Annotated in this window: 9 protein-coding genes and 1 pseudogene; 2 read left to right on the top strand and 8 right to left on the bottom strand. The window is 46.0% G+C overall.

All coding sequences use genetic code 11. The features are described 5' to 3' along the window. Positions 1-620: 620 nt before the first annotated feature. The 7 genes and pseudogenes from HQN88_RS14080 to HQN88_RS38640 form a co-directional block, all read right to left on the bottom strand. Positions 621-1,541, bottom strand: coding sequence for a hypothetical protein (locus HQN88_RS14080; protein WP_173112754.1), 921 nt, complete (start codon positions 1,539-1,541; stop codon positions 621-623). Between the two features lie 154 nt (positions 1,542-1,695). Further along, a complete protein-coding gene (locus HQN88_RS14075; protein WP_173112751.1) occupies positions 1,696-1,845 on the bottom strand; it encodes a hypothetical protein in 150 nt (49 codons plus the stop codon). A gap of 1,152 nt (positions 1,846-2,997) precedes the next feature. Next, the gene (locus tag HQN88_RS14070) at positions 2,998-3,465 is read right to left on the bottom strand and encodes an SRPBCC family protein (RefSeq protein WP_173112748.1); all 468 of its coding nucleotides are present in this window, start codon (positions 3,463-3,465) and stop codon (positions 2,998-3,000) included. A gap of 124 nt (positions 3,466-3,589) precedes the next feature. After that, the gene (locus tag HQN88_RS14065) at positions 3,590-4,036 is read right to left on the bottom strand and encodes a GNAT family N-acetyltransferase (RefSeq protein WP_173112744.1); all 447 of its coding nucleotides are present in this window, start codon (positions 4,034-4,036) and stop codon (positions 3,590-3,592) included. A 519-nt stretch (positions 4,037-4,555) separates the two neighbouring features. Next, positions 4,556-5,299 carry a hypothetical protein gene (locus HQN88_RS14060; protein WP_173112435.1) on the bottom strand — a complete coding sequence of 248 codons (744 nt, stop codon included), beginning with the start codon at positions 5,297-5,299 and terminating at the stop codon, positions 4,556-4,558. Continuing rightward, entirely contained in the window at positions 5,265-5,414 is a 150-nt protein-coding gene (locus HQN88_RS14055) for a hypothetical protein (protein ID WP_173112742.1), read from the bottom strand. The genes HQN88_RS14060 and HQN88_RS14055 overlap by 35 nt, the downstream gene beginning before the upstream one ends. A gap of 132 nt (positions 5,415-5,546) precedes the next feature. After that, a pseudogene (locus HQN88_RS38640) lies at positions 5,547-6,476 on the bottom strand (HAD-IC family P-type ATPase); the annotation flags it as partial. Between the two features lie 579 nt (positions 6,477-7,055). Between HQN88_RS38640 and HQN88_RS14045 the strand changes: the two are divergent. Beyond that, on the top strand, positions 7,056-7,454 hold the full coding sequence (locus HQN88_RS14045; RefSeq protein WP_246320239.1) for a MarR family winged helix-turn-helix transcriptional regulator: 399 nt from the start codon (positions 7,056-7,058) through the stop codon (positions 7,452-7,454). A gap of 97 nt (positions 7,455-7,551) precedes the next feature. Further along, on the top strand, positions 7,552-8,778 hold the full coding sequence (locus HQN88_RS14040) for an epoxide hydrolase family protein (RefSeq protein WP_173112736.1): 1,227 nt from the start codon (positions 7,552-7,554) through the stop codon (positions 8,776-8,778). A gap of 516 nt (positions 8,779-9,294) precedes the next feature. On the opposite strand, the gene HQN88_RS14035 is transcribed toward HQN88_RS14040, so the two are convergent. After that, complete coding sequence (locus tag HQN88_RS14035; protein ID WP_173112733.1) at positions 9,295-15,108, bottom strand: InlB B-repeat-containing protein; 5,814 nt, start codon at positions 15,106-15,108, stop codon at positions 9,295-9,297. Between the last annotated feature and the right edge of the window lie 189 nt (positions 15,109-15,297).

The raw sequence follows: 15,297 nt of genomic DNA, 5'->3' as shown, positions 1-15,297 counted from the left end.
TCTGAAAAAACTGAAATAGTTCATTACGTTGCTGAGGATCTAAAAAGAATAAAACTAGAGGTTGTCAAGCAGAGATTACGTGAAATCTGGTTGATAAATTAGACTGTTTGCTAATTTTAGATAAAAAATACCAAGGAATACATGGATAACCTTAATGCCGACTATGAGTATCTTACACTATCGGCATTTTTGTTATTTAATAACATTGGGGCGTAGTACAGGCGGTCTAGAATATGCCTGTCACTATTAATGAGAAGAGACTGAAACAACTTCAGAAAGACCTTGAATCTTTTTCTCAATCATCAAGTATTTTCTTGAGAGAACTGTTAAATTCAAATTTCATGGATAACTTCACAAGATTTCACTCGTTTGAAGAATTTTTAAAATCAGGAGGATATGAATTTCAAAACCAAATGGACTTCAGAAACCTATCAAATGATCTGTTCGATGCTCATGTAGCTCAACAAACACACAATTTAACAATTGGAAAGACATGCAAGTACATGCTGTTAAAAGATACATTCAACGTTTTCTTGAACTTTAAAACAAAAATTTAAGCTACGTCCCCATCGTTTCAATTAACTCTTCATTTCCTTTATTTTTTTTATTAGCTTATTGGATTACCTCCTAAGTATCTCATGTTCGGTATAGCTAGTAGCTGCTTTCGGTAGATTCGAATATGTAAACTTGTCCCAATCAATTGTCTTCGCTGCATCGCTGGATAAAGACACAGCAACAACGCTGTTAATAATCTCATTACCTTTAGTGTCCTGATGGGGTAGCCCCCATGATAAAGATACATTAGGGACATCCGTTCTATCTTTAAAAACTTGTTTAAAGATAGCGGTACTCTTTTTCAGAATGTCGGATTTAATTCTTTCTTTTGTAATATCGTCATCTGCGTTCAACTCAATAAAAATACTTTTGTCATCAATCTCTATGCGTCGTATTCTGTCCGCATTTTTTATATTACTTTTTTCGCCTGCGTAGTTTTCAACTGCCCAGGGAATGTAGTCTTTTAATACGCTGGGTGCTGGGGCTATAGGCTTCACTGGTGTCTTTATTTCCGGAACTTTTATTTCTGGTACCTTTACTTCCGGTGTCTTTACTTCCGGGACTTTTACTTCTGGGACCTTTACTTCCGGGACTTTTACTTCTGGGACCTTTACTTCTGGGACTTTCACTTCTGGGGCTTTTACTTCTGGTGCCTTTATTTCTGGGGACTTTATTTTCGGTTTCTCTGTAGTTTTTGCTCCTATTTCGGGTTTAGATTCTTCTTTAGGCTTACCCGTAGAAACTGAAGAAACAACAACAGCAGGGGTATCCTTAACTTCTTTTACCACTGGTTTTTTATTGGTATCCTGATTTAGAATAACAATCATAACAATAAAATAAACACCAAATACTGCTGATAAAATGCCCAATGTTTGTGGCTTATATTGTCTCTTCAGCCAAAGTAAGATAATTCCTACCGGAGAAACTACAAACATCATTACCCATAGAAACCAGGTAGTTTTGTAAAATTTCTTCTTATTAACCATTCCCAAATTCCTCCTCATATCTCCAACGTACTTTTCCAGTTATTTGATATTAAAAGCTGTACCTGGGCTATATAGCCAGCACTTACTGCCTTTTGTATTTCACATATTCGATGATGACGCTGTTTATCATGGATTGATACTAGGGCAAGCTGCCCTAATACAAGTAGCTCCCCTCGGTCTTATCTGCTGTAAACAGTCCCATTAGGTGATTCTCTTCAACCAATTTTGTATATTTGTCGATAAATTGCTGCGTTGCTCGTTTGTTCCTACTCGACCAGCTTTCACCACACATTAATACATTCATTTAATGCATCCGTTCTGGACTTTTTAACTTCTTTTCTTTTCTTTTCTTTTCTTTTCTTTTCTTTTTTTATCTCTTTATATTAATGCTATAGGATAAAAATTTCTACGATACCCATAGTCTACATGAACTGTTTCTCGATATATTTATAGTCTAAAAGATCTATTTAAATGCATTCTAGGATCTATTTTTTATTATTAACTTGACTGATTAGACATATTTAATTTTCCGATTAATAAAACACCGCCCTTATGTATCCAATCCACAAAAATCAACTATTGAAGAATTACGCGCTTAAGGCACTCGTTGAATCAACACTCCAATATGCCAAAGAAGTTGGATAACCTGAAGGAACTGTCATTTATGCTGCCGTTGATGCTGATGTAAATTCATCCCACTATAGGTTAGTTGAAGCCTATATGAGAGCATTTGATGAACAAACTAAAGGATATGAACTTGGTGTTATGGTAAGTTTTGCAATTAATTGTAAAAGCGCGGAGTATTTGGAAAATCATAAAAAAATGTTTCACACATAAATATTTCCGACCTGTATTCACTTTCTGGTGCTTTCCATGTAACAAAAAAGCCCCAGCAGTTAAGCAAGGGGGAATAAATAAAATGAAGTTTGGGATACGTAGGCCAAACATTAAAAAGCGAATTACAGCGCGAACAAGCTTGAAAGGCATGAGGTACATCGACTTGGAAGCCAGTGCACCATACTCTTTTTCCTGAAGTGCTCTGTAAGAGCACTTCTGGCACCACGTTCGAAAACAGGGACTATCCACAACCTAGCTGTTGTGCAAGTAACGATGAAAAATGTTTTCTTCACATTTTGGCTGTAACACGTTTACAATCGCTTGTTGCACAATCTAATGTTCAATGTTGGGTATCCCCAGTGGACGCATTTCCCCATTTTTCTTTGGGATGTATCTCCTACGTACAGGAGAGGGCAAGTAGGTTTTATCTCCGAAGTTTCGCAAAGGTCTACTTAAATTTTCATCCAGCTGTTTTTCATAACTCTCCAAGGTTTCACCGTCAATTCCACCTCCACCCTTGTTCTCCTTTACCTGGAGCCATGCTTCATGAAGTTTTTGGTCAAACAGAATTTACCAATAAATGCTGTGCCATTTTAACTTCAGTTCTTATCGTTCGCCGCTAGCATAACAACTTTAGCCCCTGCTCGGCCTTAATTTTAATGTATTTATTCCGCTTCAAAAGTAAGCGTTCCATATAAGACCTTAAGAATAACAAATCTGCGACTTTTCCAAGTTTTCCAAAGGGAGACGTGTATTCGAAAACATCCGACATCAAAGTACCATTATCATTTGATTCAAAGATATGATCGTGCCTAAATCCCTGAAAGATACCACTAACCATCTCGTCCACAAACCTATAAGGCGGTTCAAACTCTGTTATCTTTGACGTTAATTGTTGACGAACAAAGAAGTGGGTTGCCTCCCACGTAACGGTTTCTCCATACTCAATTAAGCCGCTTGTACGCCCATTAATTGCAACTTCCTTTGTTTGTGAAGTTGACTCCATATGGATATCGATACTTCGCGCTAAGTTAAAGCATACCTGAACTGGCGCATTAATTTGCATGGCGATACGGATGATGGGCATAAATCACACCTCCAAAGACCCATAATATCCTCTTGTTAATTGAGCTATAATTCTAGTTCATTAGCGCTTAACAAGGATAGGTGGATTGGTTTAATCATCTGAGAATGGTTTTTCTCGTGGTAGTTTACCTTTTTAATACTAGATGAAGTATGGGGAAAGGTCGTCCTGAACTGTCTAGTTCCGATCGTCCTTTCTTGACAAAACCATACCGTTTGTAGAAAATGTATGCTCCATCGTTTTGCTCATTGACATCAACTTGGAGATTGCTGCCTTTTACTTTTTCAGCATGTTTTATTAATCGACTGCCTTTACCCTTTCCGTGGTATTTGGGGTCAACGAATAGCATCTCTATCTTTGTTCCGTCAAGCCCAATAAACCCTGCCGGCTCTTTGTTTTCATTCAACTCCACCCAAATCTCAACTTCCTTTAATGCTCCATTTTGAAGCATCTGATGATAAAATTCAATATCCGTATCCGTCAAAAATGTGTGGGTATGACGCACAGCCTGGTACCAAATATCCACTAATTTATCATGATAGTTTTCTTGATATGGGACAATTTTGTTTAGCATTACTCAACCTCCATATGACTAACTTGATGAAATATTAATCTCCTGATACTATACTTCCTCTTAAATACTATATACAAAGTCAACTGTGGAAAGCAAAATTCATCCTCTACGACGCCGAACTGTACCAAGTCACGCCAACCGTCTTTTATTCTTAATCTTCCTTCTTGTGTGGTTCCTTATTGACAAGTACTTTAGAGGATCCAACAAAGCAAGAATGCCGAAACCAATTAGCGGCAGCCATCCTGTTTAATTATTTGTGCCGCTTGAGCCTGCGCTCGCCTTGTTTTGGGTTCAAAGTTAGTTACCTATACTCAATCAGTTAATCAAAGAGGCTTTTTGCATAGCTTGTACCTCTTTTACTGCATATGATGAAATTTCCGTCTTCTATATGTGATTCATTACCAAACTGGTGAATCTCGTTTCCGTCAACATTAACCTTAAAATCATGTACTGGGTTATCCCCATACACTATTATTGTTACTTCTAAGACAGCCTCATTCCATCATTCCGGTACTTTTATTACAAAAGGTACAGTAAATACTTTACCATTCTGCTGGAATTGTCCCCAAATCTTATATACGCGTAATGTGGAAAGGTCGTCATAAATTTAGCATCCGGTCCTGACGCCTTCTCATCTGTCGGATGCACATGAAGATAATTCTCTGCATCTTGGGTTAAGATTACGACGTGTCCAACAGCTCCTAAGTAAGGTTGCAGGTCTTTTACAGGTTGCTTCGACTGCGAGTCTTTAATATTGAAGTTCAAGTTTAGCTCCGTACCTGCCATAAGGTGATCAATCGAAAGCGTTACTTCCTTACCGTCCACTAATTTAGTTAATGATGTGTCAGGATCAATTGATTTTTGAGCAGACTGTTCTCCTTGAACCGTAATCCATTGGCTCTTACTCATTGCCCCCATACCTGTTGGAGTAATATCTGCTATCATCTTAAACTCATCTGAAGTTGGAAATTGTGTGGTAATAGTAAACTCACCGTTTCCTTCGTAATCGGGGTGAATGTGGTTAAAGAAAGATAAATCTTTGCTGACAATGATAAAATGCATCTGCTTTTCATGTACAGTATCAAATTTATCAATCGATTTGCCGTCTTTATCCTGAATTTTAATCTTAATCGTTGATTCTTGGTTCGGCATTGTCTTCTCACTAGAAAGCTTAAACTGTGCTTGGACATTTCCAGCTTGAGTGGCAGCAGCTTCTTTTGCCATACCACTATGATCCATTCCGTCTGTACCGCCATGCGCCATTATCCGTTGATCCTGCCGTCCCGCTATGCGAAGAATGCTCAGTCGAACTGCCTGATTTTCCGCATGCCGATAACCACACAGCCATAAGTAAGATCGAAATTGCTACTTTTTTCATGATTTCCTCCTAATATAGGAATCTTGAATCAGAGATCAAAGTCTCTCCTCATTATGCAACAATCTCACAAATCTTTTCTTTATCATCCAAGATTAGAACTGTCTTCCTACATCGAACAAATCCCCGTTACGCTCACTCTGTAATTGCCTCGTGCAATGCCTCGATTGTTATTCGATTGATAAATTTGGAAAACTTTTCTTTCATTTTTCCATGTTGTTGAAAATATTGAATGAGCCTTTGAACCATCTGAATCAATCTGTCTTCTTGAACGTTCGACATTAGCAAGACCGCAAAAGATGGTTTTAATGATTTGGGCTCGCCACCGATATAAATATCAAACGTATCTCTCATTTTGACTACACCGATATCTTTCAACAAGGGGTCGCTTGTTCCGAGAGCACACCCCGCATATCCAATTTCCAAAGGTGTTGGCGTTTCGATCCCTGAGATCGACTTGTTTAATGCTTCACTGGGGTAACAGCAAACTTCATCATCTGCATCTCCTACCCTCTTCACTTCTTCAGCTTTGCCTTCCGGAAGAACTTCCGCGAGAACGTGATTGATACCAACTTGCTGAGCTATTGCATGTGCTGTTCGTTTGTTGTCACCTGTCATCATGATGACATCGATGCCCATCTGTTTTAAACGAGAGACGGCTTCTTTCGATGTGTCTTTGATCGTATCCGCTACGGCTACCATACCAGCGTACTTGCTATCCACCGCTACGAGCATCGCTGTTTTACCGTCAGATTCGAGCTTTTCCATAGCAGTTTCTGCTTTACCGAAGTTAATTGCTTCACGCTGTAGAAGCTTACGGGTTCTAACAAGTACTTCCTTGCCCTCTACGATGGCTCGTATTCCATAGCCGGGAATTGCTTCGAACTGCTCCGTGGTGGTAAGTTGAATACCTTTAGCAAGAATTCCAGCTACAATCGCCTCAGCAAGAGGGTGCTCTGATTGTTTTTCAGCAGTGCCGATTAGTCTAAGAATTGTATCTTCTTCATTCATGTTTTCAATTTGAACGTCTGTAAGCTCCGGTTTGCCTTTAGTGACTGTACCTGTTCCCCTATATCAAGCCTTTTTATTAGCTTTTCTATTCGTGCATAGCGCTACGAGATCTTTTAAGAGGTTGAACGGATAATCTTTTCCCCACGCGTGATAAAAGATAGGTAACAGAGGCAATAATATAAAATCAAATCCCTGGGATTGAAAAACAAAAAACAGTTAGATATTAGAGGCAATTTCACAAAAAATCAAAAAAATGCCTTCAACAATCACAAGTACCTTCTTCAAAGCAAGTTAAGTGTGACATGGATGATGCGAATAAGAATGAACTCATCGAAACGTTAAAACGCAAAAACAAAGCACTGGAGAACGTGAACAAAGAATTACGATAATAATTGAAAAAGATTTATACTCCGATTCACAAAAATATTTAGTTGAACTTCATTGAGTTAACGCAGGTTAGCGAAACGAGTAGAGAACATGATTTCGTTGAAATCGAGGCGTGAACCCAACGTCTTTAAGTTGGGTTGGAGTTTTAGTCAACCATTTACATTAGACACTTATATAAGTTTGTGATATAGTTTTTTTATGGAAACTAAAAATAACCTGACTGAGTTGAACGTTAGCGACTTCGCTATGGTGTTCGAAGATTTAACGAGGATTTTCATTCGGTTGCCTTCAATTGAAAAATTAAGCTTCACTACACTTTCCGTCTTGCATACGTTGTCTCGCAAGAGTCCCATGCGGCTTACTGAGTTAACAGCTAATGAGCAAATTACGCAGTCGGCAATCACACAGTTGGTGACCCGACTTGAACGAGACGGACTCGTCGAGCGCCGACCAGATCCAAATGATGGCCGAGTCGTTCAAGTGCATATTACTGCACTGGGGGTAAATGTTATTGACTCGCGTCGTTTGGACCGCATGACACAGCTCTCGAAGTTCAGTGAAGGGCTCACTCTGGAGGAAAAACGGGCAATTACTTCCGCAATTCCCGCCATGAGACGTCTGGTCGAACTGGGAACCGATTCGTAGTCTCAGTCACGATTACATTTCCGTAATTCATACCCGAATGAGGGACAAAACAAACGAATACAAGGAAGTACATTCCATCTTACAAGGAGGAACACTTATGACAACAGCTCCTTTTGCGCTTGAACCGAGTCCGATCTACGTGTCGGATGAGTTACTTGCTGATCTCCAAAATCGTTTAAAGTCAACCAGATGGCCTCTCGATGCCGGTAATGATGACTGGTTTTACGGTGTTAGTCGGAACTACCTTGAGGAACTCGTCGACTATTGGATTAACGAGTTTGACTGGCGCAAATCCGAGAAGGCTATCAACGCCTACGAGCACTATAAAGTAGATGTTGATGGAGTTTCTGTGCACTTTATGCGTAAACCTGGCGTTGGGCCCAAACCTGTACCATTGATCCTGTCCCATGGCTGGCCTTGGACGTTCTGGCATTGGTCCAAGGTCATTGATCCACTAGCGGACCCTGGCGCATTCGGGGGCGATCCGGCTGAAGCATTCGACGTTATCGTGCCCTCACTTCCTGGCTTTGGATTCTCGACGCCACTGCCAAACAATCCGGACATGAATTTTTGGAAAATCGCCGATCTCTGGCATACACTCATGACCGATACTCTGGGCTATGCGAAATACGCGGCAGGGGGATGCGATGTAGGCGCTCTCGTGACCGGTCAACTGGGACACAAATATAGTGACGAGCTCTACGCAATACATATTGGGTCTGCTCAAAAACTGAGCCTGTTTAATGGAGATCGCGCTTGGGATCTCTCCGGAGGTCGTCCCATTCCCGACAACATCCCTGAGAAAATTCGATCACAGATTTTGGAGTTTGACCGCCGTTTCGCATCGCATCTCGCCGTTCATGTTCTTGATCCCAGCACACTCGCCTACGGACTGAGCGACTCCCCAGTTGGAATGCTCGCATGGATCTTGGAACGATGGGCTAGATGGAGTGACAATAAGGGCAACGTCGAGAATGTCTTTACAAAGGACGACATCCTTACACACGCAACAATCTTCTGGGTCAACAACGCTATCGAAACCTCAATGCGCGTCTATGCGAACGCTAACCGCTATCCATGGACACCGGATCATAGCCGTTCACCTGTCATTGAGGCACCAACCGGTATAACCTTCGTAGGCTACGAAAATCCGCCGGGTATCACGACCCAAAATCGCGTACCAAATTTTCTCGACAGCGATCGGGCTCCTTGGTATAAACATGTCAACATCACAGCCCACGAACATGGTGGACACTTCATCCCCTGGGAAATTCCGGACAAGTGGGTTGAGGATTTGCGCCGCACCTTCCGAGGACGTCGATAAGAGATTCAACAGGATCAATATTTCAATAAAGGATCGAGGTTCTTAGGTCGTTTACTACATAAAGGGTTCACGTATTGGTCTTGCAAAATATGTAGAACCCTTTATTTTATTTAATTTTCATAAGTTTTGGTCTTGATAACGGAAAAAAAGTATTGCTTTAATTGTTGATCGTCTTAGGAAAAAGAGTATGGGAGAGCAGGAGGCCACTGAAGAACTAGCCTTTTCGTTTAAATGGGGTTCATTTATAAAAAGAAGACATCTACCGAAGTGGTCGATGTCTTCTTTTTGTACGCGAGCAATTATTTAATCTAAATTTGCCAGTTCTTCAGTGGCCTCGATGGATCATGGTTCTTCTTATCATTCCGGGCGGAACCGATTACCCGCCCCTTGTACGTTCCCACCGACTCCCAGAGCCGGTGGATCAAGTGTCGATAACTTGACGATGAGCCATTGCAGACGCCGATTTATCTACCTGCAGCTTGTTCCAGGATATAAGCAATCTCGCTCGTATCGTTATTATGGTTGATCCAGCTCCGTAGGTAAAACCGGCCACATAATGTTGCTAAAGGTACCCTCGACAAATTGACCGTCCACACCTGCGGATACGACCAATCCCATTGTAAATGGCACTGTGAAGGTTAGGGTGTGCGAGCTTCGCTCGGTCCATTCGGCGCCGTCGATCGACGAATAGGTTTTCACATGATTCCCCACTTTTCCAACCTTCAACCAGATGGGGCCTGAAACCTTAACGGTAGGTGCATTGGGTGGAATGGTCTGGGACCATGATCCGGCAAAATCACGCTTGATGCTTACAAGCTCGCCTCTTCCGCTAACAAATATGCCTTGGTGGGCACTATTCGCCGCCTCGCTCTGACGGACCATGACGCCGATCTTGATGTCCGAGTGCGGCGCGCTGCCCGAATAGGTCATCCCGTCGACTCTGGCGACGATCGTGGCATCACCGGTCTTAACGTTCTGATAAACATACCTGAACTTGTCGCCCATTCCCCAGACGTTCGTTCCTGAGCCCGTCACCTTCATGGACGCTCCCTCATGAACCGTAGCCCCGGCGGCCGCGCCACCGACATCCGCATTCTCATACTGTCCCGGCTTCAGCACAAAAGCAAAATTTGCGGTGATTGTCTTGTTGCCGTCCATAATGACAGTTAGAGGGTTAGACGTGCTGACGAAGTCGCCGCTCCATCCCATAAAAACATAATTCTCGTGCGGTGTAACGGTCAAGGTGACTTGTGTCCCCGGACTGTACGTTTCCTGCTCAGAGCTCCGTGTAATGACGCCATGCTCCGCGATGGTGCTCAGGGTGTACGTGTCCGTTTTCTTCCTGAAGTTGGCCTTAATGAGCTTGTCGGCATTCATCGTAATCGTAGCCGGGTTGGTCAAGCCGCTCAGGTCGCCGCTCCAGCCGGTGAAGACGTAGTCGGTATCCGCGATTGCGGTCATCGTTACCTCGGTGCCTGACGGATGTGCAGCATCCGACGGGCTGACAGAAATAATTCCGTTGACGGCTTCGGTCTTTAACGCAAATGCCGGCACGGTAGGCCACTCCACATGACCGAACTTGGCCGTGACGAATTTCCCGTCCTGACCTGCGGTAACGGCCAGACCCGCGGTGAACGAACCCTGGATGGACGCGATCGTCTGTGAGCCCCTCTGGACCCAGTTCTCGCCATCCATCGAGGAGTATGTGGTCAGCCGCGTGCCGATCTTCTCCACCTTCAGCCATACCGGAAGTTCCAAGGCGTCGGCAACCTGCCCGTTAGCCGGGTAATCGACAACCGTCCATTTGTTGTTGATTCGGAACTGACTGCGTATTTTCTTCTCGTTGGTGATGAAAATGCCCTGGTAATCGTTCGGCAGGTCGGTTACCTGCCTGATCATAATGCCTGCCCGCGCATTGTTCGCCGTTCCGTTGAACTCGGTCACCTTGGCGACAATAACGGCATCGCCGCTTAGGTTGTCCTTGTAGGTATACCGGAAGCTGTCGTTTTCTCCCCACAAGGCGTTTCCGGATGCCCGAATCGTGATCCCACTGTCGTCCTCGGACGTGCTACCGTCATGGGTGGTCAGAATATCAGCGTTCTTGTAAGGGACGAACTTCGCTGAGATCATCTTATGTCCATCCATCAGAAGATCGATGGAATCTGTCGTGCCTATCAGATCCCCACTCCAGGATACGAAGCTGTACCCTTCGTCGGGTATCGCCTTCAACTTGACCACTGTATTCGGTGCGTATCTGCCGCCGGGAGGGTCAAGCACGATGGTGCCACCTGTGACGTTCTCCACAATCAGCTCACAGATATCAGGCATCTTGCTGAAGGTGGCCGTGACGGTCTTATTTCCGTCCATTTTCACAACATTAGGATTGGCCTTGCCCGTCAGAGCTCCTTCCCAGCCGGTAAAGGCATACCCAGCATTCGGTACCGCCCTCAACTTAACCTCTGAACCTGCGTTATAGAGACCGGATTCACCTTCCACCATTCCCCCCGAACCGGCATTCACCGTAAGATGATGCATGCCCGGCCAGTTGACTTGGCTGAACTGTGCGGTCGCCGTCTTTACGGTTCCCGTATTGTTCTCGCCAGCGGAAGTAAACAGGCCCATCGTCAGTTCCGTGTTAGCGCCGTCCCATCCCCAGATGGTGTCCTTGTAATAGGAGTTCCAGTTCAAACCGTCACTCGACCAGCTCAGCTCAATATCCCGGTTGAGCGTCCGCTTGATCTGCAGCCAGATCGGCTGCGCCGCATCGATGTAAACAAACGGCGGTTTCGGCAACACATCGAACCACGGACCGCCTTTTCTCATCTGGACGATGAGTTTGCCGTTCTTCACCAGAATCGCAGCGTAATTGGCATCATCCGCCAGACTCGAGCGCATCTGGATGCCGGCTACGGCTCCAGCCGTATTGTCGGTGGTGAAGGAATCCAGTCGGGCGGTGAAGACCGTGTCACCTTTCTGCCCCGCACGCAGCAGATACCGGAAGCTGTCGGGCGCAACGCCGAATTTCGTGCCGTGGCTGGTTAGCGTATAGACATTGTCCGCTACCGTCGTGCCCCCCGGTTGCCCGGCGACCGGCGTGACATCCACGCTCATCAGTCCGTATGCCAGCTTGAAGTTGGCCGCAACCGCTTTGCTGCCGGTAACGGTGAAGATGAGAGGATTCGCGCTACTGACGACATCGCCACTCCAGCCGGTGAACAGATAGCCTGGTTTAGCTGACACTTTCAGCGTTACTTGTGTCCCTTCTTCGTATTTTCCATCTTGCACATTCGCCGGTTTGTCGACAACGGACGTGACACTGCCGCCCTCCGTTGCCATGAACGTAATCGGGTAGGTGGGCACGGCCGTGAAGTTCGCCGTGATCTCTTTGTGTCCGTTCATCTTAACCAAGGCGGGATTGTCGTTCCCGTCAAGGCCGGTCCAGCCGGTGAACCGATACCCGAATTTTTTGACGGCTGTGAGAATGACCTCGTCGCCTTCCAGGTAGGTCTCTTTGATCGGATTGACCTTGATCGTTCCCTTCAACGAATCCGAGACTCCAGCCGAAAGAGTGTACTCGGGCACCGGATCGAAGTGGGCAGTGACGGATTTGTCGGTGTTCATGATGACGTCTACTGTCAGATTGGTACCCGTTGCCGCTCCAGTCCATTCTTTGAATTTGTATCCGTACGCCGGCTCCGCGGTAAGCGTGACAACGTCGTTCTGGCTGTACTTGCCGTCTGCGTTCTCCTGCGCAACGGTACCGTTAGCCGCGTCGACCGTGAGGGTCTTCACCGGTAACTCCGTATAATTGGCGGTAACGTTCTTATCCCCATCCATCGTAAGGGTGACGGTTCTGCTGCCCCCCGTTACGCTCCCGCTCCACCCGGAAAACTTGAGTCCGGCTTTCTCCTTCGCCGTAAGTTTCAGTTCCATGCCTTCACTGTAAGTGCCGCCCGCCGGAAGCACCTCGCCCCCTCCAGGGTTCACGGTAAGCGCATGGGTCTTCACCGGAATCAACGGCAGCATGGACGTGGCGTTCGCGGACAGAATATTGACTGAGAACTCATTGATTACATTCCACGAATCCGTGTAGCGGTACATCTTGGCATGATCCTTATAGTTCGGGAAAATCCTCGTCTTCGCGACCATATTCCAAGGGTCGTCGAACCAATACGGATAAGGCGTACTCTGCAGATCTGAGTTCGGATACCCTGGCGGCGGTTCCACCCAGCCTCCTTGTTCGTTATTTGCCTCTGCTTGTTTATGAGCTACCCATTGATACTGGCTGATCTCGTGGACGAACCAGCGCGGCGACCTCTGCGGATCGCCCAGTCCTGTAATGAACGACCGGCTGACGGCATTGCCGCCCAGCTCGTAGTCCCACGTCCTACGGATACGATCCATATAGACCGCTTTCCTCTCCGGATCGGCGGAGACCTTATAGCCTACGACGAGCGGCATCAGGTTCGAGCTGGTGAACCGCCAGCCGATCTGATCCCCTTTGAATCCGTCATCCTGCGTGGAAGCGCCGAACGGCGACTCGTTCTTCAATTCCGATTCCGCGAAATTAATGATGCCGCTTTTAGCCCACTGTCTGATCTCCTCCGTGACATATGGATTCTCGTACAGCGACACGAAGGTCCCGAGCCACGCCCGGTCCAGCACCCAATCCCAGAGCTTGATGTTCTTGTACGTATCGTCCTTCAGGTTGGTCGGCATATGCTCCATGAGATACGGCATGTAGGTCTCGTGTTTGCCCGTCGCAACCATAAGCGCACTTGCTGCCAAAACCACTTCATTGGACCAGGATTTTTTCGCTCCCTTATCTGTCTGGTCGTAATAGGTGCCGTGTTCATCCGTATCACCAAACTGGACGAATCCATTGAAGGCTTTTTCGGCGGCAGTTAGATAGACATTGGCCTTATCCGGATAATACTTCTGCATGAGCGGCGTATTGTACGCCTGCGCCATTACACCTGCGGCAAACAGGGTCTCGGCCCTGTTCGGTCCCTGCGTGGCATTGTAGAACATCCGGTTCGTAGCGCCTGTCAGCGGCTGACCGATCTCGTATGACCCCACATTAGGATCGCTGCCCTGCGGCCGGAGATAATTCGCCAGCATGCCGTTGGTAGTGGTTTTCGTGATCGCTTTATACAGCCAGTCGAGCTCGTAGACAAGCTCATCCAGGAAATCTGGCGCTCCGTTTTTCGATTCCGGAATTTCCAGCGACTCGCCGAGCGCCTCCACCTGCTGCGGGTAATACTTGGCACCCATCAGCATATCGATGCCGAGATAAGCCGAGTTATAGGGGTACTTGCCCCGGTCTCCCGCGTCCATATGTCCGCCGGTCAGGTCGACTTTAGCCTTCTTTGCGTCATTACCGTTTGCGAGGTACAGGGCCTGGTCGATCGCATCGTCGAGATGCGCAGGCGGGCGGTTCCAGTGGGTATTTGCAGGATTATCGAGTCCGTGATCGCCGTCGCGCTGATGGAACAGGGCACGCGTGACCGTGTAGGCGATGTTGTCCTTGTAGATCCGGCTGCTGATCTTGAAGGGGTACGATGTGCCGACGCCGGGAATGTACAGCTCATAGTTCCCTTCCGCCTGCAAGGCGCTGAAGTCCAGCGTGTAAATGTAGCTTTTGCTCCATCTTTCCAGAACGAAAGGATACGGCGCGGTGACCGATCCAGTGTAGACTGTTTTTCCAGTCGTCTTGTCCACCACATGGAACTTCTTGTAGGCGCCGAACTCAATGCTTCCCTGACCAGTCCAGAGAGACAGATAGGCGATCTTCTTCCCTTCCGACAGGTAGCCTACCTGATTGGAATGGATCACAAGATTCGGTTTGGTCAAGTCAAATTTGAAGGGGAACGCTTCTACCTGAGCAACCGCAGGTTTAATGGCGATTGAATACGTGTTCCCCTCCTTGAACTTCACAGAGGAAGGCAATTTGAGATAAGCACGATAGAAGACCTGAATCTTGCCCTTATTCTCCTTGTGGGACGGATTGTACGGAGCCTGCTCGGGGAAATACCGGTATTGAACCAGAATCGGCGTCACGCCGCCGGAGAAATCCGGATCGTCCGTGCTCGTAATCGTATAATTGTCGGTGTCCGTTACGTTCTCATCGGAATACGGAGTATCTACTAGGCAAAACTCCATCCATTCTGCATTGATTACCCCGGCATAAGACTCCTTCACTTCCGGCGCGATTGGGGGACGCTCTTTCAAGGCGGACGCGGTGCTGCCCGACGTGGCGAAAAAAATAAAACCAAATCCAATCGTGACGACCAGGAAGGCAAGGACCTTCCGCGCGTAATTGGTCAACATCCTGAGTTTCCTCCTCGTTTTTGTTAAGAGAATGTAATAATGGTTAAGATAATGTAAAAAATATTCTGACTATTCGGAAAACAAAGGGACTATCCGTTAGTCAATTACAGAATCCATTCTTATTTCCAATAATGAGATCACCTCCTTTATGATTCAACATGACATCGGGGAACGCTCTATCCTATCGTT

The organism is Paenibacillus qinlingensis (genome assembly GCF_013204845.1).
GTDB lineage: Bacteria > Bacillota > Bacilli > Paenibacillales > NBRC-103111 > Paenibacillus_E > Paenibacillus_E qinlingensis.
Note: the sequence above shows the minus strand (reverse complement) of the source record. Positions and strands in the feature narration are given on the sequence as shown.